This window comes from Marinobacter pelagius (assembly GCF_900114925.1).
In the GTDB taxonomy this organism is placed as follows: domain Bacteria; phylum Pseudomonadota; class Gammaproteobacteria; order Pseudomonadales; family Oleiphilaceae; genus Marinobacter; species Marinobacter pelagius.
Genome location: NZ_FOUR01000009.1, coordinates 81,861 through 104,142 on the forward strand (window position 1 = coordinate 81,861; position 22,282 = coordinate 104,142).

The following is a 22,282-nucleotide window of genomic DNA, read 5'->3' on the forward strand; positions in this document are numbered from 1 at the left end:
TGTGCCGCAAAGGCTCACGGCAGTAAGCATCAAGCACGATGGCTTGCAGGGAAGGATTCATGCATACGGCTCAGCGTTTTGTCAGTCGCCTCACTCGCCAGACACTTGCTCTGGTACTCGCCGGGGGAAGGGGCTCCCGGCTTTACGATCTCACCAAATGGCGCGCCAAGCCCGCCGTTCCCTTCGGCGGAAAGTTCCGGATTATTGATTTTCCACTGTCCAACTGCATCAATTCGGGCATAGGGCAGGTCGGCGTAATCACCCAGTATAAATCCCATTCACTGATCCGCCACATCCAGCGCGGCTGGAGTTTCCTGCGCGGAGAGCTTGATGAGTTTGTCGAACTGTTGCCGGCACAACAGCGGATCGAAACCTCCTGGTACGAGGGTACCGCTGATGCGGTGCTGCAGAACCTCGACATCATTCGCAGCCACCATCCGGAATATGTCCTGATCCTCGCAGGCGACCACATCTACAAGATGGATTACGGCACCATGCTGGCCGCTCACGTCGAAAGCGAGGCGGACATTACCGTGGGCTGTATCGAGGTGCCGATCGAGGATGCCTCGGCCTTCGGGGTCATGGATGTGGATGAGGAGATGAGGATCCGTGAGTTCGAAGAGAAACCCGAGAAGCCCCGGCCCATGCCCGGCAGGCCGGGGAAGGCGCTGGCATCCATGGGAATTTACGTGTTCAGCACGCGGATCCTGTTCGAGGAACTGATCCGGGACCATCAGTTACAGGGCACGTCCTCCCATGATTTCGGGAAGGACATTATCCCGTCCGTGATTCGGCGGTTACGGGTCATGGCGTTTCCGTTCCGGGACCCGGTGCAGAACGGGCCGGCATACTGGCGTGACGTGGGCACCATTGATTCCCTGTGGCAGGCCAATCTGGAGCTGATCGGGGTGAGCCCGGAACTGAATCTGTACGATTCCAACTGGCCGATCTGGACCTACCAGGAGCAGCTGCCTCCGGCCAAGTTCGTTTTTGATGACGAAAACCGCCGGGGTACCGCTGTGGATTCGATGGTTGCCGGCGGCTGCATCGTTTCCGGAGCCATGGTAAAGCATTCGCTCCTGTTCTCTCAGGTAAGGGTGCACTCGTTCAGCGAGGTATCCGATTCGGTCATCTATCCGGATGTTGAAATCGGGCGGAACTGCAAGATCCAACGGGCCCTGATCGATCGAGGCTGCAAGATTCCGGAAGGCACCCATATCGGATTTGACGAGGAAGAAGATCGCAAACGATTTCACGTTTCCCCGAAAGGCGTTGTTCTGGTGACACCCGAGATGCTCGGACAGGACTATCCCCATGGCCTCTGATGCAAAGACGCCGGTGGTGCTGTGCTGGCACATGCACCAACCGGGCTACCAGGACCTGAAAACCGGCCAGTTCCTGTTTCCCTGGGTGTATCTGCATGCCATCAAGGATTACAGCGACATGGCCGCGCACCTGGAGGCGCATCCAAAGGCCCGGGCCGTGGTGAACTTTGCGCCGGTGCTGCTGGAGCAGATCGAAACCTACCTGGTCCAGATCGAGCGGTGGCGGCACGGGGCCGGGGCCATCGGCGATCCGCTCCTGGCGGCGCTGGTTGCCGAAACCCTGCCTGAAACCGGCAGCCCGGCCTTCCAGGACCTCATGAACAAGGCGCTGAGGGCCAACCCTGATCGGATTATCAAGCGTTTTCCCGCCTATGCCCGTCTTGCCGACCTGGCCGAGTTCTACCGCTCCAAACCGGACATCCAGCGTTATATCTCGTCCACCTTCCTGACCGATCTGCTGGTCTGGTATCACCTGGGCTGGATGGGAGAGATAGTTCGCCAGCGTAACGCCTGTATCCAGAGTCTCCAGGAAAAAGGGACCGGGTTCACCCTGGATGACCGGATTGCGCTACTGGATGTGATATTCGAGGTGATGGCCGGTATCGGCCCGCGTTACCGGCATCTGGCGAAGACCGGGCAGGTGGAGCTCTCCGTCAGCCCCTATACCCATCCGATCCTGCCTCTGCTGCTGGATCTCGAATCGGCCCGGGAGGCGATGCCGGATATCGCCTTGCCCTCACATTCCCGTTATCCCGGCGGAGACTTGCGGGCAAGCTGGCAGTTGCAGCAGGCTCGGGAAACATTCAAACGGTTTTTCGAAATCGATGCCAAGGGCTGCTGGGCATCCGAGGGCGGTCTCAGCCAGGCAACCCTGGCACAGCTTGGGAAACACGGGTTCCAGTGGACGGCGAGTGGTGATTCCGTCATTCACAACAGCATGAACCTGGCCCGGGAAAATGGGCAGCTACCCGAGCAGGCCGGTATTCATCAGCCCTTCCGCTTTGGCGACAACGAGGTAACGGTATTTTTCCGGGACGATGGCCTGTCCGATCTGATCGGATTCAACTACGCGGACTGGCACGCCGAGGATGCAGTGGGGGACCTCGTTCACCACATGGAAAATATCGCCGGGCATGCCAAGGGAAAACCACGGCCGGTCATTTCCGTCATCCTGGATGGTGAGAATGCCTGGGAATACTACCCGGAAAACGGCATCCATTTCCTCGACCGGCTTTATACGGTGCTTGAGGATCACCCGCGGCTGAGGCTGGCGACCTACAGTGAGCTGCTCGAACAACCGGTCACCGAACCGGTGCAGCTTCCACACCTGGTTGCCGGGAGCTGGATCTACGGCACCTTTTCCACCTGGATCGGGGATCCAGACAAGAACCGTGCCTGGGACCTGCTTTGCGAGGCAAAAACCCATTACGACCGGGTCATGGATAACGGCAGCCTGAACTCCGAAGAAAAGCACGCGGCGCAACGACAACTCGCATTGTGTGAAGGCTCTGACTGGTTCTGGTGGTTCGGAGATTATAACCCGGCGCAGATCGTCCAGGATTTCGAGCGTCTGTACCGGCGGCACCTGGTCAATCTGTATGAAAGGATTGGTTATCCGGCGCCACCGTCGGTGTTCCAGCAACTGAGCCAGGGTGGCGGGGAACCGGCGCGCGGCGGCGCCATGCGGCCCGGCCATGACAAAGATGCTGAGGCGCCATGAGTACGGAGGAGATATCGCAACGTCTTTTCGAGGCACGTCGCGCCGGGGTTTTGCTGCATCCGACAGCACTCGAGGGGCAGTATGGCATCCTTGGTGCCAATGCCCGACGCTTCGTGGATTTCATGGTGAAAAGTGGTCTGAGCGTCTGGCAGACCTTGCCGGTGGGCCCGACGCACAGTGATCTGTCACCCTACCAGTCGCTTTCCGCCCACGCCGGTAATCCGGATTTTATCGATCTCTCTGAGCTGGTCACGCTTGGTCTGTTACGGCGGGAGGAGCTAGACCCTTCCGCCGACAGGAGCAAGCGAGAACTGGTGAAACTGGCCGCCAGGCGTTTTTTCGACGGGGAAGGGCAGCTGGGCCACCAGGATTTCGAAGATTTCTGTAATAAACAGGATGACTGGCTCGAAGACTTTGCGATCTTTTGCGGCATCCGGGAGACGCTGCCGGGTATAAGCTGGCCCGAATGGCCGGCACCATTGCGTGATCGGCATCCCGAAGCGCTTGCGCAGTTTGTCCGGGAAAATGCGGAATCGGTGCAGACCATCCGGTTCGAGCAGTTCCTGTTCCACCACCAGTGGCACTCGCTGAGGGACTATGCTGCCGAGCGCGGCGTTCTGCTGTTTGGTGATATTCCGATCTTCGTGGCCCACGACAGCGCCGATGTCTGGGCGAATCGTCACCTGTTCAAGCTGGATGGCGAGGGGAACCCCACCGTAGTCGCCGGTGTGCCACCGGATTACTTCTCGCCTGACGGCCAGCACTGGGGCAATCCGCTCTATGACTGGGATGCCATGGACGAAGACGGGTACCAGTGGTGGCTGCAACGGCTGGAAAGCCAGCGCCAACTGTTCGACCTGATCCGGATTGACCATTTCCGGGGCCTGGAATCGTTCTGGGAGATTCCTGCAACAACCCCTGAACCACGGTTCGGCTACTGGGTTGCCGGCCCTGGCCGCAGGTTCCTTGAGGCCTGCTTTGAGCGATTCCCCGGATTGCCGCTGGTTGCGGAAAACCTGGGCATCATCAGTGACGAGGTCGAGCAGTTGCGTCGGGAGTTCAGGCTGCCCGGAATGACCGTCATCCAGTTCGGGTTTGATGGCAGCCCGGATAATCCGCACCTGCTGCATCGGCACGAACCGGGTGACCTCGTGTATACCGGCACCCACGATAACGATACCAGCCTTGGCTGGTACCTGAGCCTGGATGACCACACTCGGGATTACGTGAACCGGTATCTGGGTACCGATGGTACGGGAATGCCCTGGCCAATCGTGGATGCAGCGTTCCGCTCGGTGTGCTGGTTGGCCATGGTTCCGATGCAAGATTTTCTGCAGCTCGGCTCGGAGGCGCGGTTCAACACGCCGGGCACAATAGAGGGTAACTGGGTCTGGCAACTGGAACTGTCACAGTGCACGGACGAGCTTGCGGAAAAAATCCGGGAAGAGATCTCGAGGCATGAACGAATTCGGTTCTGATTGGTCATATGTTGACCAGTGTCAACATGCTGTCATCTTCGCTGGTGTATAAAAAACAGGCAATTCTTGATAGACGTCAAACCTGTTCAGGGAGGACCAAATGGAACACAGGCTTAGTAAACGCGTCCCGGGTAAACTTTCACTCCTGGTCTATAAACGTGGAATGCCGGTCGCCACCGGTCAGGTCCGCAATGCCTCACGCAGAGGCGTATTTGTCTCCACCGACTATGATGATGTAAATCTGAACCAGACCCTCGAACTGGAACTCTGCTACCCGGAGAAAACCGAAAAACCCCTTCGCAGGCTCAAGGCCCACGTCGTCCGGAAATCCGCCAAAGGGCTGGGCCTGGATTTTGACGGCGCTGACAATGATGCTCTGGGTATCTCCAAACTTCTCAACTGGCTGGCAAGCCACCACGCAACTTTCAACTACGATTCGTCCCCGAAATATCGGGTCTACTGATTGATTCTTCTGGAGTTGTTATGGATAGACTGAAAGGCAAGGTCGCCGTGATCACCGGCGGCTCACACGGTATTGGCGCTGCGGCGGTTACCAGGATGGTAGAGGAGGGCGCCGCGGTGGCGATCCTGGATTGCCTGGACGATGAAGGAAATGCCCTGGTGAAGAAGCTCTCCGGGGAAGGCCACCAGGTTGCCTACTGGCATTGCGATGTGGGTGACGAGGAGAATGTGAAGACTGCCATCAACGAGGCTGCGGACAAATTCGGCCACATTGATGTACTGGTGAACAACGCAGGCATCTCCGGCCCGAACAAGCCGACCCACGAATTGACCGAGGAGGAGTGGGACCTGGTCCAGAGGGTTAACGTTAAAGGCGTATTCTTCTGTACCAAGCACGTTATCCCCCACATGAAAAAGGCCGGGCGCGGCAGCATTATCAATATGTCTTCCATTTACGGCTTGGTCAGTGCGCCGGATATACCTCCTTACCATGCTTCGAAAGGTGCGGTACGGCTGATGACCAAGACCGATGCCATGCTCTACGCACCGGACAACATCCGGGCGAACTCCATCCACCCGGGCTTTATATGGACCCCGATGGTGGAAGGCCACCTGAAAACTACGGGGGACGACCTTGATGCCGCCAAGCAGGCAACAGCGGGGCTCCATCCGCTGGGACACATGGGTGAACCGGACGATATTGCCTGGGGTGTCGTGTTCCTCGCTTCCGAGGAATCCAAGTTCATGACCGGCAGTGAGCTGGTGATAGACGGCGGCTATACAGCGCACTGATTAATTGGCAAACAGCGACAAAGGGATTTGAACACCAATGACGTTAGCGGCCTACCGGCCAAGGCAGTTGCCTGAGGCCCTTAATGGTTTGTTCTCCCTTGCCCTGGACCTTAGATGGAGTTGGCATCACGGCAGTGACGTGCTGTGGCGTACTCTGGACCAGGAAACCTGGGACAGTACCCGGAATGCCTGGCTGGTGCTCAACAGTGCCTCGGGAGAGCGCCTGGACGAGCTCAGCCGGGATCCGGAATTTCTGGCCCGATACCGGGAACAGATGGATGCCCACGAGCTGTTCGTTCGCGCCAGAACCTGGTATTCCGAGCACTGCCGGGACGAACTGGACCGTGGCATCGCCTTCTTCTGCATGGAATACGGTCTGAGCGAGTCACTTCCGCTCTATAGTGGTGGTCTCGGCGTACTCGCCGGGGATTACCTGAAGGCAGCCAGTGACCTTGGCGTTCCTGTCACTGCTGTTGGCCTGCTTTACCAGCAGGGCTACTTCCGGCAGGCCATCAGTACCGATGGCGAACAGCTTGAATTCTATCCCTACAACGACCCCACCATGTTGCCGGTTTCACCACTACGGGATGAGGATGATCAGTGGCTGCGGGTGATTGTACCTTTGCCGGGTCGGGATGTGCGTCTCCGGGCCTGGGTCGGGCAGGTAGGGCATTGTGAGCTATTGCTCCTCGATAGCAACGACCCCCGCAACGAACCCGGAGATCGCGGTATCACCAGTGAGTTGTACAGTGGTGATCCGGAAAAAAGGCTGCAGCAGGAGATGGTCCTCGGCATTGGCGGCTGGCGTTTGCTCCGGGCCCTGGGACGGGACCCAGTTGCCTGCCATATTAACGAGGGCCACTGTGCGCTGGCCCTCCTCGAACGTGCTTTCGGGTGGGCCCATGACAACGAGCGGGACTTTGATACCGCCCGCATGGCAACCAGGGCAACCAACCTGTTCACCACCCATACCTCTGTGGCCGCCGGCTTCGACCGTTTTCCGAGACGGCTGGTGCAACTCTACCTGGACCCCTGGTTGGCCGGGCAGGATCTGACCGTGGACCAGTTGATGGACCTGGGGACCCACAACTCGGATCAGGACACCACCGGCGATCCGTTACTGAACATGGCTTGGCTTGCACTGAACATGAGCGGGCGCGTCAACGGCGTCAGCAGGATTCACAGAAAGGTCTCCCAGACGATTCTTCAGGACTTCTTCCCCCGCTGGCCTTCCGAAGACATTCCCGTGGAATATGTTACCAACGGTATTCACACGCCAAGTTGGGATTCCCCGGAGTCTGACGAACTGTGGACCCGCGCCTGCGGCAAGGATCGCTGGCGTCGACCGATGCAAGCCACTTGCCCGATGAGCGAGATATCCGATCAGGATTTGTGGAACATGCGCCTTTCCCAGCGGAAACGCCTGATCCACTACCTGCGTCGGCGCCTGGCGAGCCAGCACTGTGAACATAATCCGGGCAACGACCCCGCGGCGGCCTGCGGCCTGCTCCTCGACAACGAAACCCTGACCCTGGGCTTCGCCAGGCGCTTTACGGACTACAAGCGGCCAAATCTGTTGCTGAGTGACCCTGACCGTCTCCTGGCGCTGCTCAATCACCGGGACAAACCGGTACAAATCGTGCTGGCCGGCAAGGCTCACCCTTATGACAAGTCGGGCAAGGAGCTGATCCGGCGCTGGAAACAGTTTTCGAGAATGCCGGAAGCCGAGGGCAAGGTGGTGTTCATCGAGGATTACGATCTGGGCGTCGCGAATCAGCTGGTCCAGGGCGTGGATGTCTGTCTCAATACCCCGCGCCATCCGTGGGAGGCTTGCGGCACCAGCGGCATGAAAGTCCTGGTCAATGGTGGGCTGAACCTGTCCCAGTTTGACGGTTGGTGGGCGGAAGCCTGGAACCCGGATGTGGGCTGGGCAATCAGACCCGGTGCGACCTTCGAGGAACTCAGCCATACCAATGATCACGACGAATCCGATGCCCGGGAACTGTTCGATCTTCTGGAACAGCAGGTGGTTCCTGCGTTCTACCGGGTTGACCAGGAGGGTCGGCCACGGGACTGGATCACCATGATCCGGGCCAGCATGGACCAGTTGACGGCGCACTATTCCGCCAATCGGATGGTTCGGGAATACGTGGAGGATTTCTACCGACCGATGGTGGCGCTGGGCAGGCAGAGGGATCCGGATACCGCACACGCCCTGGTCCAGGAATCCCGCGAGATCAATGCTCACTGGTCCCGGCTCCGGTTTACCTCGATCGAGGTTGAAGAACAGGACCAGCAACAGACCTTCACGGTGGATGTCTATCTGGATGGAGTGCCGGCAGAACACATCGGGGTTGAGCTGATTGCGGAAGCCTCCGAATACGGACCAAGGCAGGTTCATCCCATGGAGCGCAAACAGGCCATGGAGGGTTCGGCCCGGGGCTGGATCTATCAGTGCACGGTTCCTGCCCGTCCGGAAGGCCACTACACGCCCAGAATCCGGGTGAGGGATGATCGCCTGAACCTGCCCCTGGAAAACGCCTCGGTGCTCTGGCTCCGTTAATCCGGTAGGGATCAGCCCCGCCAGAACGCCGGCGAGAGGACAATAATCACGCTGAGGATTTCGAGCCGGCCCATCAGCATCCCGACAGACAGGACCCACTTGGCTGCATCCGGCAGCGGGCCGAAATTGCCCGCGGGCCCGATGATCTCGCCCAGGCCCGGGCCGACATTGGTCAGGGAGGTGAGCGCGCCGGACAACGCCGTTACAAAATCGAGCTGCATCGCCGCCAGGGCGACGGTGATCAGAAGTAGACACAACAGGAATATGAAGGTGTAGGCGATCATCGAGGAGATGATCTCGTCACTGACCGAGCGGCCATTGTAGTTCCTGGTCAGCACCGCGCGGGGGTGCAGCAGGCGCATCAACTGTTCCCGAAGGATGATCAGGGACAACTGGAACCGGAATATCTTCATACCGCCGGCGGTCGAGCCGGAGCAGCCGCCCACAAACATCAGGAAGAAGAACAGCACGAACGCCAGCGGCCCCCAGGCACTGTAATCCTCGGAGGCGTAGCCGGTCGTGGTGACGACGGACGTAACGTTGAACAGGGTGGCGGCGTAATTGTGAATCGGATCGAACGGAACCGGCGAAACCCACCAGCGATAAAGTGTCAGCAAGGCTGGAACGATCAGCAGGATGGCCAGGAACATGCGCACCTGTTGGTCCCGGAACAACACCCCGTGCTGACCGTGCATTTCCCGTACGAACAGGAAAAAGGGCAGACTGCCGATAATCATGAAGAGCGTGGCTTCCATGAGGATCAGGTCATTGAACTTGCCCATGGAAAGATCAGAGGTTGAGAATCCCCCGGTTGCGATACTGGTCAACCCGTGGTTGAAGGCATCAAACAGGGTCATGCCGGAGGCCCAGTAGGTCAGGACCGCGATCACCGAAAAGGTAACGTAGACGACCAGCAGCCCCCGGCTCAGGGTTTTCATTCTCGGCAGGGCTTTGTCCGTCCACTCGGAGGATTCAGTGGCAAAGAGGCGCATCCCGCCCACCCGCAGGAACGGCAATACGGCAACGAACATGCCGATAATCCCGATACCGCCTATCCATTGCAGGATCGAACGCCAGAGCAGCAGATCCCGATCCATGTCGTCCAGCCCGCTTAAAACCGTTGCACCGGTCGTCGTTATGCCGGAGGTGCCTTCAAAAAAGGCATCGGCCGCTGAAATCTGCAGGTCGCTCAGGTAAAAGGGCAGGGACGAAAAGAGGGCGATGATAAACCAGCTGGAGACGGTGAGCACAAACATGAAGCGGGGCTTCAGATCCCGAGGCTGCTTATAGGTGGTGACAATACCGAGCACGCCGAGACCGCAGACAATCGCTGCCGATTCCGCAAACGCCATGGCATTGGGCGCTTCGGACCCGGCAAGAAAAATCACCGGTAACGTCATGAATATGCTGAGAAGCACAAACATAACGCTGACAATAAAGATGACAGGGCTTAGGTTTCTCAAAAGGATGCTCTAGCCAGCTGAACCGGAAGTCCGCGCCAGAATACCTGCAGGCCCCGTCTTCCGCAAGGCAGTCAAGGCCTTAGCATGCGATGAAGCCGAAATTAAATCGGCGTAAATAACAGGTAAATTCGGATCTTTACTATGGCAAACAGCGTGGGGTTGGTGCATTTTCAGTGATGAACACCGAAGAATCGGTTAAGGAGAACAAGCTATGACTCGTACAAAATCACTTGCACTGGCGCTGGCAACCCTTTCTGGCGGACTCCTGGCAACGGGCGCGGCCCAGGCTCAGGACATGTACAAATCCGGTGTTGGCGGGCTGTATGCCGGCTTGAATTATACCTTCATGAGCGCCGAGCTGGGGCCTTACGATGCTGATGTGGGCACCCTTTCCGGCAAGGTCGGGGTTATGGCAACCCCCTTCCTCGGCATCGAGGCCCGTGCCGGCTTTGGCGTTGACGACGACACGATCAACGGCGTAGATGTCTCCGTAGACAACTTCTATGGAGGCTACGCCACGTTCAACCTGGCCAATGAATCCCCGGTAACGCCGTATGCGGTCCTGGGTTTCACCCGGGTTGAGGCTGAAGTTGGTTCAGTAGAAGACGATGACTCCGATGTTTCCTACGGTATCGGCGCCAACATGGAGTTCGCCCCGAACCTGTCCGGTAACCTGGAATACATGCGTTACTATGACGACGACAATGTTGAGCTCGATGGCCTCGGCGTAGGCATCCAGCTTAATTTCTGATCGTTTCTCTGAGTTAGCGAATCGGGAGTTGATTTGAACCATCTTGCCCACGTATTCCTCGCACCGGATTCCCCGGAAGCCCGCGTGGGCAGCATTCTCGGTGACTTCACCCGGGGCGTCGAACTATCGGCGTTACCAGGCGAAGTTCACCGGGGAGTGCGGCACCATTTCTCGGTGGATACCTTTACCGATCGCCATCCCCAGGTTCTCGCTTCCAAACGGCTTTTCTCGTCACAGCGCAGACGGTTTGCCGGTGTCGCGCTGGACATACTCTACGACCATTTCCTGCTGAAACACTGGTACAGGTTCAGTGATCATGATTGCGACCGGTTTATCGAGCGCACCTACCGGGAGCTGAATGAAAATCGCCATCTGATGCCGCCACAAATGGCGCGCGTAACAGCGAGGATGGTGGACTACGACTGGTTCGGAGCCTATCAGGACCTTGAGAATATAGGACAGGCGCTGGACCGGGTCGCCTCCCGCATCCGGTTTGCCAACCGGTTTGAGGGGATGATTGAGGAAATCCACGATCACCGACCGGAGCTTGAAGAGCGGTTTCTTGAATTTTTCCCAGATCTTCAATCTATTGCGAAGGGATTTTAATGCGGTTTCTGACTACTGTTCTGCTGATGTTATCGCTGGCAGCTACGTCTGCCATGGCTGAGGAAAAAACAGGTAACGGCGACCGGGTTCCCGAAACCCTGGGGTTCGTCGAGTGGGTGGTCATGAAAGATACTCGCCTGAGACTCAAGGCCCGGCTCGACACCGGGGCGAAAACATCGTCTCTTCATGCGGTGAATGTCGAGGAATTCACCCGTAACGAGGAACGGTGGGTGAGCTTTGAAATTCCCTTGGGAGATCATGAGGATCAGCCAGCTGAGGGCGAGTTCAAGCATGACGATGTGGTGATCGTGCTGGAACGCCCGGTGCGCAGGACGGTACTCATCAAACGCAAGGGCGCACCATCCCAACGCCGCTATGTGGTCGATCTGGAGTTCTGCATCGCAGGAACAATGCACACTACCCAGTTCTCGCTGACCGATCGCGGTAAGTTCTCCTATCCCGTACTCCTTGGCCGCCGCTTCATGCGCGACGACAACATTCTGGTGGACTCATCCGACGGCTTCATCGCCAGTAAGGAGTGCGAGTACAGCACCCTGGAAGAGGTAGCCGCCGAGGAAGAGGCGAGAGTGGCTCGCTGATTCCAGGGCCTAGCTGCCGCCAAGTGCCGCTTTCTCCATTTCAAGGTAAACACGATAGGCGTTGGCCTTGTTGGATGCGTCAAAGGCCGGCAGGCCCTCGTAGCGGGACCAGTCGGTTGCTGCATAGGCTTCCTCGAACTGAACCCAGTTTTCAACTGCCGCGCCCATCTGCTCCCGCACATACGCCAGATAGTCGTAGGTGAAGTTGAGGGCTTCCATGGCATTCTCAGAAGCCTTGCCATGGCCTGGTATCAGGATTTTGGGATTCATCTCCCGAACCTTATCGATGGCTTCCATCCAGTTTCTGGTATCGACTTCGGAACTGGCGAGGTAGGGCACCCGCCCGTTCTGGATGATATCTCCGGAAAACAGTACACCGGCAGGCTGCACCATCATCAGGCTGTCATCGGTCGAGTGGGCGGGGCCGGCGTGTACGATGCTGAAGCTGTAGCTACCCGATTCCACCGACGTTTCGTCCTCGAAGGTTACATCCGGAGCGACAACTCTGGTGTTGTCATCAACCCAGGGTGAAAGTGCCTGTTTGCGTTGCTCAAGACGTTGCCCGGCATCGGGGCTATTGATATAGACACTGGACGTTTCCTGGGCAATAACCTGGGCATCGGTCAGATCCTTGAAAGCCTGGAGCCCATAAACGTGGTCTGCATGATAGTGACTGATCACCACGTGGGAGATAGGTAATTCCGTTTGTTCACGTATTTTATCGATCATCGCGGCGCCAAGGCTTGGTGTCCCCAGGGCGTCAAACACCACCACGCCGTCCTCGGTGATGACAAACCCAGCATTGGCGGTAAAGCCCTCATTCTGCTTCCCGGGAACCCCGGACTGGCCGGCAAAATAATAAACGTTGTCCACGCTGACCGGTTCGGCTTCGAACGGAATCGAGAGCGGGGCATAGCCGGAAGCAGATTCGGCGGCCATTGATCCGGACGCAATCATCATTGCGCTTACTAATCCCGCATTTTTGATAACTATTTCAAATTTTCTCGTCCTCATTTCGACACTCCTTTTATTGTTTTTGCCTGCCACGTAAGTGCCTGTATTCGCATTGATTCACGTCAATTCGATGGCAACTCAAGTAGCGTTTTTACGACGAACGTCCAATGAACCCGGATTCAAAAATCACTTGTAACGTCAAAAATACGGGTTTATAACTAAATTATATCCTTATAACAGAAACAACAAGACCGCCCCTCAGTCCCGCACTGATAGTCGGCCGACTGCCACCGAGAAGGCATCGAAGGAGGAGAAAAACAATATGCTCGGCAAACTCCGCCGACTCAACCAGGATGCGTCCAAAATAGCCCTGGAAGAGTCAGAACGCTTACCCTCAGAAGAACGCAGACGTTTTCTCAGAAGCGGACTGTTCACCGCAGGCGGTGCCATGGTTGGAGGTGCTCTGGCGGGCATCGCCCCGAAGGCACTGGCTTCGACACAGTTTCCGCCCGAGATTCCGCCGTGGACCCGCACCCTCGGGCCAGGTGTGGTCACCGATCCCTACGGTGTACCATCCCCGTTCGAGAAAGATGTCATACGCCGGAACGTACCCTGGCTAACGGCAGACAAAGTTTCTTCCATCAGCTTTACCCCGCTGCAACACCTCAAAGGCATCATCACTCCAAATGGTCTTTTCTTCGAACGGCACCACGCCGGTCGGCCTGAAATCGATCCCCAGCAACACCGCCTGATGATTCATGGTCTTGTTGACCGGCCGATCATCCTCTCCATGGAAGATCTGCAGCGATTCCCCAGTGTTTCCCAGATTAACTTCATCGAGTGCCCCGCCAATGGCGGCATGGAATGGCGTGGCGCCCAGCTCAATTCCCTCCAGTTCCTGCACGGCATGGTGAGCTGCGCGGAGTGGACCGGTGTCCGGCTCTCCACGCTGCTCCAGGAGGTTGGAATCAAGCCGGAAGGCAAATGGCTGCTCGCCGAAGGCGCTGATGGTGCCGCCATGACCCGGAGTATTCCTCTGGAGAAGGCTCTTGACGACGTTATTGTCGCCTATGCCCAGAACGGTGAGGCATTGCGACGGGAGCAGGGCTACCCCATCCGCCTGGTAGTGCCGGGCTGGGAAGGTAACACCCATGTGAAATGGCTGCGCCGACTGGAAGTGGGGGACAAACCCTGGATGCAGCGGGAGGAAACGTCCAAGTACACGGACCTGATGCCCGACGGCACCGCCCATGGCTTCACCTGGGTCATGGAAGCCAAATCGGTCATCACCTCGCCATGCCCTGAAATGCCATTGAAGAGCAAGGGGGTTTGTCAGATCGAAGGTCTCGCCTGGAGCGGCCGCGGCAAGGTGAAAGCTGTCGACGTTTCGGTTGACGGCGGCCAGAACTGGCAACAGGCGCAATTGCGTGAGCCGGTGATGTCCAAATCCCTGACCCGGTTCTCCCTGGAGTGGAAGTGGGATGGCAATCCCGCACTGCTGCAATCCCGGGTCATTGATGAGACCGGATATGTGCAACCGACGCTGGCCCAGCTAAAGCAGGCCCGCGGCACCAATTCGATCTATCACAAGAACGCGATCCAGACCTGGAAAGTCAACGGAGACGGGAGTGTGGTCAATGTTCAGCTTTCATAAAACACCACGCCTGCTCGCCAGTACCTGTTGTGGTGTGATCCTTGCCTCAGTGCCCATCCTCGGTGCGGCCGAGCAGACCGGATATTACGGCTATGGCGAACCTGCAACCGATGAACAGATTGCAGCCTGGGATATCGATGTGCGTCCAGACGGCATGGGGCTGCCTGAGGGCAGTGGCAGTGTCGATGAAGGCATGGCTGTTTTCGAGACCCATTGTGCCTCATGCCATGGCGCCTTTGGTGAGGGTATGGGCCGGTATCCCAAGCTTGCAGGCGGGGATGGCAGCCTCACCGAGGACCGTCCGGAGAAAACCGTGGGCAGTTACTGGCCTTACGCCTCCACGCTCTGGGACTACATCCACCGGGCCATGCCGTTCTTCGCGCCGCAATCCCTGACGGATGACCAGGTTTATGCCGTAACGGCCTATGTATTGAACCTCAACTACATAGTGGAAGCCGACTTCGTGGCTAACAAGGAAACACTCCCGCAGGTGGAGATGCCCAATCACGATGGCTTCATCTGGGAAGACCCGCGACCGGTGGTGAACAACGAGCGTTGCATGGAGAACTGCAAAGAGGAGGTCACTGTGTCCGAATCCGCTGCGGGCAAGAACCTGACACCAAGCACAACCGGGCCCCTCGACGAGGGGATTACAGAATAAGAAGGCTGAACCGGAGCAACAGCTCCAAAGAGTGCCGAGGAGGAATGCGTGATGCGAAAAGGGTTAATTTCCGTGTGCTTGACCACACTCGCACTGAGCGCCACAGCGCCGGTGTTCGCCGAACCGACCCAGGCTGATATCGATCGGGGCAAAGAACTCGCATACAGCCGGAAGGACGGCAACTGCCTGGCCTGCCACAAGATGGATGACGGCAAACTTACCGGGAACATCGGCCCTGAACTTGCCGACATGAAAGCCCGTTTTCCCGACCGGGAAATGCTGTTCAAACGCATCTGGGACGAGACCCAGTTCAACCCGATGACGGTCATGCCGCCATTCGGACGACACATGATCCTGAGCGAACAAGAAATCAACCGGATCATCGATTACCTGTACACGCTTTAAATGCGGAGGAGGAGTTACCGTGACTGACCAAAGGCGAAGAGGCTTTTTGAAGGGAATGCTGGGTGTCGGCGTTGCCGGCTTTGCACTGGGTTCCGGCATTGTGCCACTGCGAGTCGAGGCTGCGACTGCACCTGATGCATCTGAATGGCCGGAGAAGGCGTTCAAGACCCCCGGGGTGGATGAGACCATTGCCGAACTCTACGGAATGGAGGCCACTGAATCCGACCAGATCACCATGGATCTGCCAACGATCGCGCAGAACGGTGCAGTGGTACCGGTGAGCGTCGAAACCACACTTCCGAACGTGACTGGCATCGCGTTGCTGGTAGCCAAGAACCCGAATGCCCTGGCGGCCTATTTCGACGTTCCCGAAGGCACCCTGCCGTTTGTGTCCAACCGCCTGAAGATGGCAGAGACGACAGATGTGGTAGCGGTCGTTATTTCTGACGGCAAAGCCTACAAGGCCACCCAGAACGTGAAAGTCACCGTTGGCGGCTGCGGCGGCTAACAGTAAAAGGACAGGAGAACAATAATGGCGTCCAGTATCAGAGTACGTGCAGTAGAAAATAATGGTGTGACATCGCTGAAAGCCTTGGTCCGACACCCCATGGACTCAGGGTTTGTAAAGGATTCGGCAGGCAATGTCATTCCTGCCCACTTCATCAAGGTTCTGACCATTTCCCACAACGGCAAGAACGTGTTTGTTGCCAACTGGGGCCCGGCGGTATCCAAGGATCCATTCCTCGAGTGTCGATTCAAGGGAGCCAAGAAGGGTGACGAGCTCACCATCAGCTGGATCGATAACGAGGGCGCAAGCGATTCAACCACCGCAACGATCGCCTGAAGATGGTCGGCGGACAGGAACCTCCTGAGCCGCCGAAAAGGAGGATTGGACATGCTTAAAGCGAAAGTCATTCTGGTCGCTCTCGGGGCGGCGCTCGCGGTGCCCCAGGCACTGGCGGGAGCGACACCTGAAGAAGACCGGAAAGAAACGGTTGAATACTTCAAGCAGATGTTCCCGGATGTGCCATTCGAGGAATTCGTGAACGGCCAGTACGCGCTGAACGACGACCGCCGCAAACAGTGGGAATCCATGCAGGATTTCCCACCCTACGAATTTGCGGTAGCCGAAGGGCAGGAGATGTTCGAAACGCCGTTCGCCAATGGCAAGACCTACGCCAGCTGTTTCGAAAACGGTGGCATCGGTATTCGCCAGAACTATCCCTACTTCGACACAGAAAAGAACGAGGTGATCACGCTTGAACTCGCCATAAACCGGTGTCGAGAGGCCAATGGTGAGGAGCCCCTGAAATGGAAGAAAGGGGCCATCGCGTCGATTTCCGCTTACATGGCATCCACCTCCCAGGGCAAGCCCATCAACATCAAGGTACCGGATGATCCCGATGCGTTGGCTGCCTACCAGGATGGCAAGGAGTTCTATTACAGCCGGCGGGGGCAACTGAATTTCTCCTGCGCAAGCTGTCATGTGCAGAATCCAGGCAAGTGGATTCGGGCGGATTTCCTGTCACCAACCGTCGGGCAACCGGCGAACTTCCCGGTACACCGGGCCAAGTGGGGTGAGCTGGGTACGCTGCACCGGCGTTTCGCAGGATGCAACAACAACGTTCGTGCGGATCCGTTGCCGGCACAAAGTGAGGAATACCGCAATCTCGAGTATTTCCTGACCTACATGAGTAATGGCCTGCCAGTCGTCGGACCGGCAACACGGCCATAGTCAGGAACGCAGAGGGAGAAACGCAATGAAAAAACCTTTACTCGCAATCGGTATCTCGCTTGCTCTGTCTGTTCCGCTGGCCGCCCAGGCGGGTCCGAAAGAGGACTTTCAGGAGGTTTACTCGAAGGCCCAAAGCACCCATCAGGATGCCGGAACCTTTCAGTGGACCATCACCGGCGACCGTCTGAAAGCCGCGAAATCCGCGGCTGACAATGGCGATTATGAAAAGGCCATTGCCATGGCCGATGAGGCTCTGAAGCTTGCCGAGGAGTCCGTCGCCCAGCGTAAACAGCAAAAGGAGGCGTGGCGCCATGTCGCCATAGGTAACTGACGCCGTGAGCCGAACCTGACCGGCTTCCCGTTCAGTGACCCGGGGAGCCGGTCCCTCCAATAACTACAAAGAATGAAAGGAGAGTGCAGTGACAATTTCCCGCAGAGACTTCCTGATGGCAATGCAAGCGGCAGCCGTAGCCGGGCTTGCGCCGAAACTTGCTTTGGCAAAAGGCGGCGAGGGACTGTACAACGCACCGAAGTTCGGCAATGTCCGACTGCTTCATCTCACCGATATCCACGCCCAGCTGTCACCGGTTCATTTCCGCGAACCCAACGTGAACCTGGGGATTGGGGCCAACAAAGGCAAAGTGCCGCATCTGGTGGGACAACACTTCCTGGATCATTTCGGCGTTCCTCTGGATAGCCGTCGATCCCATGCCTTTACCTATCTCAATTACACTGAAGCCGCGCAGGAATACGGCAAGCTGGGCGGCTTTGCGCACCTGAAAACCCTGATTGACCAGCTCCGGGAGCAGGCCGGTGCCGGCAACTCCCTGTTGCTTGACGGCGGTGACCTCTGGCAGGGCTCCGGTACAGCCTACTGGACCAACGGCGAGGATATGGTCGAAGCCAGTAACCGTCTTGGCATCGATATCCTGACCGCGCATTGGGAATTCACCTATCCGGAAGAGCAGATCCGCAAGAATCTCAGTGCCTTCAAGGGCGAATTTGTGGCCCAGAATGTTTTCCTCTCCGATGAAGCCATGTTCATGGGCGCAGAGGCCTATGACGAGGCTAGCGGCCGGGTCTTCAAGCCATACACCATCCGCGAGCTCGGTGGTAAACGTGTTGCCATCATCGGCCAGGCCTTTCCCTATACACCGATTGCGAACCCGTCCTATTTCATTCCTGACTGGCGCATGGGCATTCGTGAGAACGAGATGCAGGCGCTGGTTAACGAAATCCGTGAGAACGAGAAGGTCAATGCGGTCGTGGTGCTCTCCCACAACGGCATGGACGTTGACCTGAAGATGGCCAGCCGCGTTACCGGCATCGATGCCATTCTGGGCGGCCATACCCACGATGCCGTGCCGCAGCCGACAGAAGTCAGCAATCCGGGCGGCAAAACGCTGGTCAGCAACGCCGGCACCAATGGCAAATACGTTGCCGTGCTGGACCTGGATATCGGCAATAACGGAGTTCGGGGCTATGAATACAAACTGCTGCCGGTTTTCTCCGATCTGATCAAGCCGGATCCCGACATGGTCAACTTTATCCAGGAAGTCCGGGCGCCATACATGGACAAGCTCGGTGAGAAGCTGGCCATCGCGGACGAGCTGCTGTACCGGCGGGGCAATTTTAACGGCACCATGGACCAGGTGATCTGTGATGCCCAACGCAAGGTGCTCGATGCCCAGATTGCCCTCTCGCCCGGTTTCCGTTGGGGGACCACGGTGCTACCGGGTGATCACATCACCATGGATGACGTGATGAACGCCACCGCAATCACCTATCCGGAAACCTACGTCCGGGAGATGTCCGGGGCGGATCTGAAACTGATCATGGAAGATGTGGCCGACAACCTGTTCAACAAGGATCCCTACTACCAGCAGGGCGGGGACATGGTGCGCGTTGGTGGCATGGATTACACCTGTGATCCCACCAGCTCCATGAACGGCCGTATCTCTGATATGCGTCTGGACAATGGCGAGCCCATCGAGGCCAACAAGATGTACAAGGTTGCTGGCTGGGCCACCGTGAACTCAAGGGCACCGGGCCGACCGATCTGGGATGTGGTCGCCGATTATCTGCGGTCAGAGAAGACCGTGAAAATTGACAAGTTCAACACCCCGAAGCTCAAGAATGTGGAGGGCAATCCGGGGCTTGAAGACTACGCAGGATAAGCCATGAACAGGAATTTCTTCGCCGGATCCAAGGCAGCGGTGCTGGGCCTGATGCTCTGTGTTGCCGCGGGCATACTCCACGCGGAACCGGTAAGCGAGAGCAAGCCGTTTGCCGAGAAATTCCTGCTCATGCAACTAAGTGATGGTGAACCTGAAAAGCAGAACAAGGTACTGAGCGTTGCCGCAAACCTCCTCGAATATTATGGCCCGGATGCGATTGATATCGAGATAACCACCTTTGGGCCCGGTGTTCGTCTGATGTACGCAGACAACAGCCGCCAGGAAAGAATTAACAGCCTCATGGCCCAGGGCGTCCGGTTCACCGTCTGCATGAACACAATCAACACCATCGAAAGGGAGTCGGGAACACGACCCGAACTTCATCCTGAAAGCATCCCGGTCGACGTGGGAGTTGCCCATATCCTGGACGTGGTCGAAGAAGGCTATGTGCTTGTTCGCCCATGATCGTCCCTCTATATAAAGGAAGCATGTCATGAAGACCAAGCTGTCAAAATCCCTGATGTTCGTCTCAGCCCTCGCCGCCAGTGGTATTGCCGGCGCCCAGGGCAGCGACCAGCCGGTCATGGTCGAGATCAAGAAACTGTCCATGGATACCGCCCTCACCATCGCAAAAACGGCTATCGATGCATGCCGGGAGGAGGGCGTTCAGGTTTCGGTAACAGTCGTTGACCGCGGCGGACATCCCCAGGTGGTTCTGCGGGATGTCCTGGCCATGGATCTGTCCCTCGAGGTCAGTTACCGCAAGGCGTACACCGCCATGACCTTCACCAGCCCGACTTCGGCGCTCGAGGACCGTTTCACCGGCCCGTTTTCGGTCGGCAAGGTGGATAACGTCTTGCTCTCGGCCGGGGGCGTTCCCATCCAGGCGAGCGGTGAAACCATCGGCGGTGTCGGCGTAAGTGGCGCACCTTCCGGGGAGACCGATGAAATGTGTGCCCAGGCCGGTGTCGCGGCCGTGGAAATGGACCTGGAAATGGCGTCCTTCTGATTGGTTTTCATTAAAACTCGCGGGGAATCATGATCCTACGAAGTATTCTGAAAGTTCTTTCCCCAGTACTTCTGCTGCCCACAATGGCGGTATCCGCGAGTTACCCGGATGCCGTACAGGTCCTGATTGATGAGGGCCTGAAGGTCGAGGCCAGCTTTGAAGCGCCGGGTGGCCTTAAAGGTTTTGTCGGCCGGAGGAACGGACATCCGGTTTCGCTATACCTCATGCCGGATGGCGAGCATGTGATTATCGGCAAGATGGTGGACGGGTTTGGCCAGGATCTGAGTGCGAACCACCTCAGAAACTGGCTCCCGAAACCGGACCTGACCGGAGCCTGGGAAACCCTGGCGGACGCCGCCTGGGTTTCGGAGGGACCCAGTGATGCCCGGCGCATCGTCTATGTCTTTTCCGATCCCAACTGCGGTTATTGCGTCGCGTTCCGTGAAAAAGCCCAGCCATTTCTGGAGCGCGGTATCGAGTTGCGCCACATCATGGTCGGCATCATCCAGCCTTCCAGCCTGGCCAAGGCAGCCAGCGTACTTGGGGCGGAGAACCCGGTGCAGAAGCTTGAATTCCATGACAGCCAGTTCCCCAGGGACTGGCTGGAATCCGAAGAAAATGTGCCGAAAGACCTGAGGGAAAAGGTTCAGAGCAACAATCAATTGATGGAGACGCTGTCGGTGGCAGCGACTCCATCGGTCTTCTACAAAGATCCGGACGGAGAAATACGCAAGATCGTCGGCCTGCCTGATGACTCGGCGTTATCCGAAGCGGTTTTCAGGTATCCGGAATAGAGTGGCTATTCGCTCCGGATTGTTAGTACAAGGAGAATAACAATGGGTTTTCGAGGACTGTTACTGGCGTTATTGATCATTCCCGGATTTGTCAATGCAAGCAATGGCATTCCCGAGCAACTGGAACTCACCAAAGTTACCGACCGGGTCTACTCGGCCATCGGTGCAACCGCGCCGGGCACCTACGAAAACCACGGCCATAACAACAACCTCAGCTTTATCATCACGGAAAAGGGTGTGGTGGTCTTCAACGGCGGTGATAACTATCTACTGGCCAAATCCTTCCATAACTCCATTCGCAGCATCACCGATAAAGACGTCAAATACGTGGTGAATGAGAACGCCCAGGGACACTCGATGCTGGGCAACAGCTACTGGCGAGACCAGGGAGTGTCGATCATCGCGCAGAACGAAGCCATTGCCGAGTTCGAGCATCAGGGCGAAGTGAAACTGGCCTCCATGCAGCGCCGGATGAAGGACAAGGCTGAGGGAACCTACGTTGCCGTGCCCGATATTGGGTTTGATGAGCGTTACGACCTGGAAATGGGGGACGTAACCATCGAACTGCACTATTTCGGCCCGGGCCACGCGCCGGGAGACATTGCTCTTTGGTTACCCGCGGAAAAACTGGTGATCACCGGCGACCTGGGCTTCCATCAACGCCTGCTCGCTGTGTTTGAGGATACCGAGACCGGCGCCTGGATCGAATCTTTCGACAAGATGACCGAACAACTGGACCCGGAAATCGTGATTCCTGGGCATGGCGAGCCGACCACCATCGATGTGGTGACCAAGGAAACCCGTGGCTACCTCGTCTTCCTTCGTAACGCGGTGATCGAGATCCTGGAGCAGGGCGGTGGACTGGACGAAGCCTACAACATCGACCAGTCCGAGTGGTCCTACCTCGATACTTTCGAGGAACTGGCCGGCAAGAATGCCGGGCGGGTTTACCAGGATCTCGAGTTTGAGTATTTCTGACCCAGGGATGATTTTAGTAGGTACTAGCCGGTACTACTTCCGCCACGAAGGCCGGAAGTAGTGGTTTCTAAGCATCTGTTTAGAAAAAGGTAAGCATTAGAATAGTTCCCTAATGACTACCAAGGCACGATTCGCTTGCCGTAACACTAACAGGAT

Annotated in this window: 23 protein-coding genes; 21 read left to right on the plus strand and 2 right to left on the minus strand. The window is 57.3% G+C overall.

Annotation, left to right across the window (positions count from 1 at the left end; translation table 11 throughout):
- Window positions 1-59 precede the first annotated feature (59 nt).
- The 6 genes from glgC (at window position 60) to glgP (ending at window position 8,340) form a co-directional block, all read left to right on the plus strand.
- Window positions 60-1,325, plus strand: coding sequence for a glucose-1-phosphate adenylyltransferase (glgC, locus tag BM254_RS16045; protein ID WP_092006095.1), 1,266 nt, complete (start codon window positions 60-62; stop codon window positions 1,323-1,325).
- Window positions 1,315-3,045 carry a glycoside hydrolase family 57 protein gene (locus BM254_RS16050; RefSeq protein ID WP_092006098.1) on the plus strand — a complete coding sequence of 577 codons (1,731 nt, stop codon included), beginning with the start codon at window positions 1,315-1,317 and terminating at the stop codon, window positions 3,043-3,045. Before glgC ends, BM254_RS16050 begins: the two co-directional genes overlap by 11 nt.
- Window positions 3,042-4,523 (plus strand): 4-alpha-glucanotransferase, encoded by a 1,482-nt coding sequence (malQ, locus tag BM254_RS16055; protein WP_092006101.1) that lies wholly within the window; start codon window positions 3,042-3,044, stop codon window positions 4,521-4,523. The genes BM254_RS16050 and malQ overlap by 4 nt, the downstream gene beginning before the upstream one ends.
- Before the next feature lie 100 nt (window positions 4,524-4,623).
- The gene (locus BM254_RS16060) at window positions 4,624-4,986 is read left to right on the plus strand and encodes a PilZ domain-containing protein (protein ID WP_092006104.1); all 363 of its coding nucleotides are present in this window, start codon (window positions 4,624-4,626) and stop codon (window positions 4,984-4,986) included.
- A gap of 20 nt (window positions 4,987-5,006) precedes the next feature.
- A complete protein-coding gene (locus tag BM254_RS16065) occupies window positions 5,007-5,777 on the plus strand; it encodes an SDR family NAD(P)-dependent oxidoreductase (protein WP_092006107.1) in 771 nt (256 codons plus the stop codon).
- A gap of 37 nt (window positions 5,778-5,814) precedes the next feature.
- Window positions 5,815-8,340: an alpha-glucan family phosphorylase gene (gene glgP, locus BM254_RS16070; protein ID WP_092006110.1), complete on the plus strand. Its 2,526-nt coding sequence runs from the start codon at window positions 5,815-5,817 to the stop codon at window positions 8,338-8,340.
- A gap of 11 nt (window positions 8,341-8,351) precedes the next feature.
- On the opposite strand, the gene BM254_RS16075 is transcribed toward glgP, so the two are convergent.
- Window positions 8,352-9,764 carry a TrkH family potassium uptake protein gene (locus tag BM254_RS16075; protein ID WP_092006113.1) on the minus strand — a complete coding sequence of 471 codons (1,413 nt, stop codon included), beginning with the start codon at window positions 9,762-9,764 and terminating at the stop codon, window positions 8,352-8,354.
- A 250-nt stretch (window positions 9,765-10,014) separates the two neighbouring features.
- On the opposite strand from BM254_RS16075, the gene BM254_RS16080 reads away from it, so the two are divergent.
- Genes BM254_RS16080 through BM254_RS16090 form a run of 3 tightly spaced genes read left to right on the plus strand, consistent with a single transcriptional unit; the run spans window position 10,015 to window position 11,759 of the window.
- Entirely contained in the window at window positions 10,015-10,554 is a 540-nt protein-coding gene (locus BM254_RS16080) for a porin family protein (RefSeq protein ID WP_092006116.1), read from the plus strand.
- Between the two features lie 33 nt (window positions 10,555-10,587).
- Window positions 10,588-11,160 (plus strand): acyl carrier protein phosphodiesterase, encoded by a 573-nt coding sequence (locus tag BM254_RS16085; protein WP_092006119.1) that lies wholly within the window; start codon window positions 10,588-10,590, stop codon window positions 11,158-11,160.
- Window positions 11,160-11,759 (plus strand): ATP-dependent zinc protease family protein, encoded by a 600-nt coding sequence (locus BM254_RS16090; RefSeq protein ID WP_092006122.1) that lies wholly within the window; start codon window positions 11,160-11,162, stop codon window positions 11,757-11,759. The genes BM254_RS16085 and BM254_RS16090 overlap by 1 nt, the downstream gene beginning before the upstream one ends.
- A 9-nt stretch (window positions 11,760-11,768) precedes the next feature.
- On the opposite strand, the gene BM254_RS16095 is transcribed toward BM254_RS16090, so the two are convergent.
- Window positions 11,769-12,719, minus strand: coding sequence for an MBL fold metallo-hydrolase (locus BM254_RS16095; protein ID WP_217647765.1), 951 nt, complete (start codon window positions 12,717-12,719; stop codon window positions 11,769-11,771).
- Between the two features lie 316 nt (window positions 12,720-13,035).
- Between BM254_RS16095 and soxC the strand changes: the two genes are divergently transcribed.
- The 12 genes from soxC to BM254_RS16155 all read left to right on the plus strand — a co-directional run bounded on the left by soxC (window position 13,036) and on the right by BM254_RS16155 (window position 22,126).
- Window positions 13,036-14,367 (plus strand): sulfite dehydrogenase, encoded by a 1,332-nt coding sequence (gene soxC / locus BM254_RS16100; RefSeq protein WP_092006127.1) that lies wholly within the window; start codon window positions 13,036-13,038, stop codon window positions 14,365-14,367.
- Window positions 14,351-15,028, plus strand: coding sequence for a c-type cytochrome (locus BM254_RS16105; protein WP_092006130.1), 678 nt, complete (start codon window positions 14,351-14,353; stop codon window positions 15,026-15,028). Before soxC ends, BM254_RS16105 begins: the two co-directional genes overlap by 17 nt.
- 51 nt (window positions 15,029-15,079) lie before the next feature.
- A complete protein-coding gene (soxX, locus tag BM254_RS16110) occupies window positions 15,080-15,433 on the plus strand; it encodes a sulfur oxidation c-type cytochrome SoxX (protein WP_092006133.1) in 354 nt (117 codons plus the stop codon).
- Between the two features lie 19 nt (window positions 15,434-15,452).
- Entirely contained in the window at window positions 15,453-15,941 is a 489-nt protein-coding gene (gene soxY / locus BM254_RS16115; RefSeq protein ID WP_217647766.1) for a thiosulfate oxidation carrier protein SoxY, read from the plus strand.
- 24 nt (window positions 15,942-15,965) lie between these two features.
- Window positions 15,966-16,277: a thiosulfate oxidation carrier complex protein SoxZ gene (soxZ, locus tag BM254_RS16120; protein ID WP_092006139.1), complete on the plus strand. Its 312-nt coding sequence runs from the start codon at window positions 15,966-15,968 to the stop codon at window positions 16,275-16,277.
- A gap of 51 nt (window positions 16,278-16,328) precedes the next feature.
- Window positions 16,329-17,168, plus strand: coding sequence for a sulfur oxidation c-type cytochrome SoxA (gene soxA, locus BM254_RS16125; RefSeq protein WP_092006142.1), 840 nt, complete (start codon window positions 16,329-16,331; stop codon window positions 17,166-17,168).
- A gap of 25 nt (window positions 17,169-17,193) precedes the next feature.
- The gene (locus BM254_RS16130) at window positions 17,194-17,499 is read left to right on the plus strand and encodes a hypothetical protein (protein WP_092006145.1); all 306 of its coding nucleotides are present in this window, start codon (window positions 17,194-17,196) and stop codon (window positions 17,497-17,499) included.
- Between the two features lie 88 nt (window positions 17,500-17,587).
- Window positions 17,588-19,345: a thiosulfohydrolase SoxB gene (gene soxB, locus BM254_RS16135; protein WP_092006148.1), complete on the plus strand. Its 1,758-nt coding sequence runs from the start codon at window positions 17,588-17,590 to the stop codon at window positions 19,343-19,345.
- Between the two features lie 3 nt (window positions 19,346-19,348).
- Entirely contained in the window at window positions 19,349-19,810 is a 462-nt protein-coding gene (locus BM254_RS16140) for a DsrE family protein (protein ID WP_092006151.1), read from the plus strand.
- A gap of 28 nt (window positions 19,811-19,838) precedes the next feature.
- A complete protein-coding gene (locus BM254_RS16145; protein WP_092006154.1) occupies window positions 19,839-20,354 on the plus strand; it encodes a GlcG/HbpS family heme-binding protein in 516 nt (171 codons plus the stop codon).
- A gap of 29 nt (window positions 20,355-20,383) precedes the next feature.
- Complete coding sequence (gene dsbG / locus BM254_RS16150) at window positions 20,384-21,148, plus strand: thiol:disulfide interchange protein DsbG (protein ID WP_092006157.1); 765 nt, start codon at window positions 20,384-20,386, stop codon at window positions 21,146-21,148.
- Window positions 21,149-21,190: 42 nt separating this feature from the next.
- The gene (locus tag BM254_RS16155; RefSeq protein ID WP_092006161.1) at window positions 21,191-22,126 is read left to right on the plus strand and encodes an MBL fold metallo-hydrolase; all 936 of its coding nucleotides are present in this window, start codon (window positions 21,191-21,193) and stop codon (window positions 22,124-22,126) included.
- Window positions 22,127-22,282 lie beyond the last annotated feature (156 nt).

Bases quoted from the DNA above. Each gene is read 5' to 3' on its own strand.
- glgC (WP_092006095.1), top strand. From the start codon at position 60: ATGCATACGGCTCAGCGTTTTGTCAGTCGCCTCACTCGCCAGACACTT.
- BM254_RS16050 (WP_092006098.1), top strand. From the start codon at position 1,315: ATGGCCTCTGATGCAAAGACGCCGGTGGTGCTGTGCTGGCACATGCAC.
- malQ (WP_092006101.1), top strand. From the start codon at position 3,042: ATGAGTACGGAGGAGATATCGCAACGTCTTTTCGAGGCACGTCGCGCC.
- BM254_RS16060 (WP_092006104.1), top strand. From the start codon at position 4,624: ATGGAACACAGGCTTAGTAAACGCGTCCCGGGTAAACTTTCACTCCTG.
- BM254_RS16065 (WP_092006107.1), top strand. From the start codon at position 5,007: ATGGATAGACTGAAAGGCAAGGTCGCCGTGATCACCGGCGGCTCACAC.
- glgP (WP_092006110.1), top strand. From the start codon at position 5,815: ATGACGTTAGCGGCCTACCGGCCAAGGCAGTTGCCTGAGGCCCTTAAT.
- BM254_RS16075 (WP_092006113.1), bottom strand. From the start codon at position 9,764: ATGTTTGTGCTTCTCAGCATATTCATGACGTTACCGGTGATTTTTCTT.
- BM254_RS16080 (WP_092006116.1), top strand. From the start codon at position 10,015: ATGACTCGTACAAAATCACTTGCACTGGCGCTGGCAACCCTTTCTGGC.
- BM254_RS16090 (WP_092006122.1), top strand. From the start codon at position 11,160: ATGCGGTTTCTGACTACTGTTCTGCTGATGTTATCGCTGGCAGCTACG.
- BM254_RS16095 (WP_217647765.1), bottom strand. From the start codon at position 12,719: ATGATGATTGCGTCCGGATCAATGGCCGCCGAATCTGCTTCCGGCTAT.
- soxC (WP_092006127.1), top strand. From the start codon at position 13,036: ATGCTCGGCAAACTCCGCCGACTCAACCAGGATGCGTCCAAAATAGCC.
- BM254_RS16105 (WP_092006130.1), top strand. From the start codon at position 14,351: ATGTTCAGCTTTCATAAAACACCACGCCTGCTCGCCAGTACCTGTTGT.
- soxX (WP_092006133.1), top strand. From the start codon at position 15,080: ATGCGAAAAGGGTTAATTTCCGTGTGCTTGACCACACTCGCACTGAGC.
- soxZ (WP_092006139.1), top strand. From the start codon at position 15,966: ATGGCGTCCAGTATCAGAGTACGTGCAGTAGAAAATAATGGTGTGACA.
- soxA (WP_092006142.1), top strand. From the start codon at position 16,329: ATGCTTAAAGCGAAAGTCATTCTGGTCGCTCTCGGGGCGGCGCTCGCG.
- BM254_RS16130 (WP_092006145.1), top strand. From the start codon at position 17,194: ATGAAAAAACCTTTACTCGCAATCGGTATCTCGCTTGCTCTGTCTGTT.
- BM254_RS16140 (WP_092006151.1), top strand. From the start codon at position 19,349: ATGAACAGGAATTTCTTCGCCGGATCCAAGGCAGCGGTGCTGGGCCTG.
- BM254_RS16145 (WP_092006154.1), top strand. From the start codon at position 19,839: ATGAAGACCAAGCTGTCAAAATCCCTGATGTTCGTCTCAGCCCTCGCC.
- dsbG (WP_092006157.1), top strand. From the start codon at position 20,384: ATGATCCTACGAAGTATTCTGAAAGTTCTTTCCCCAGTACTTCTGCTG.
- BM254_RS16155 (WP_092006161.1), top strand. From the start codon at position 21,191: ATGGGTTTTCGAGGACTGTTACTGGCGTTATTGATCATTCCCGGATTT.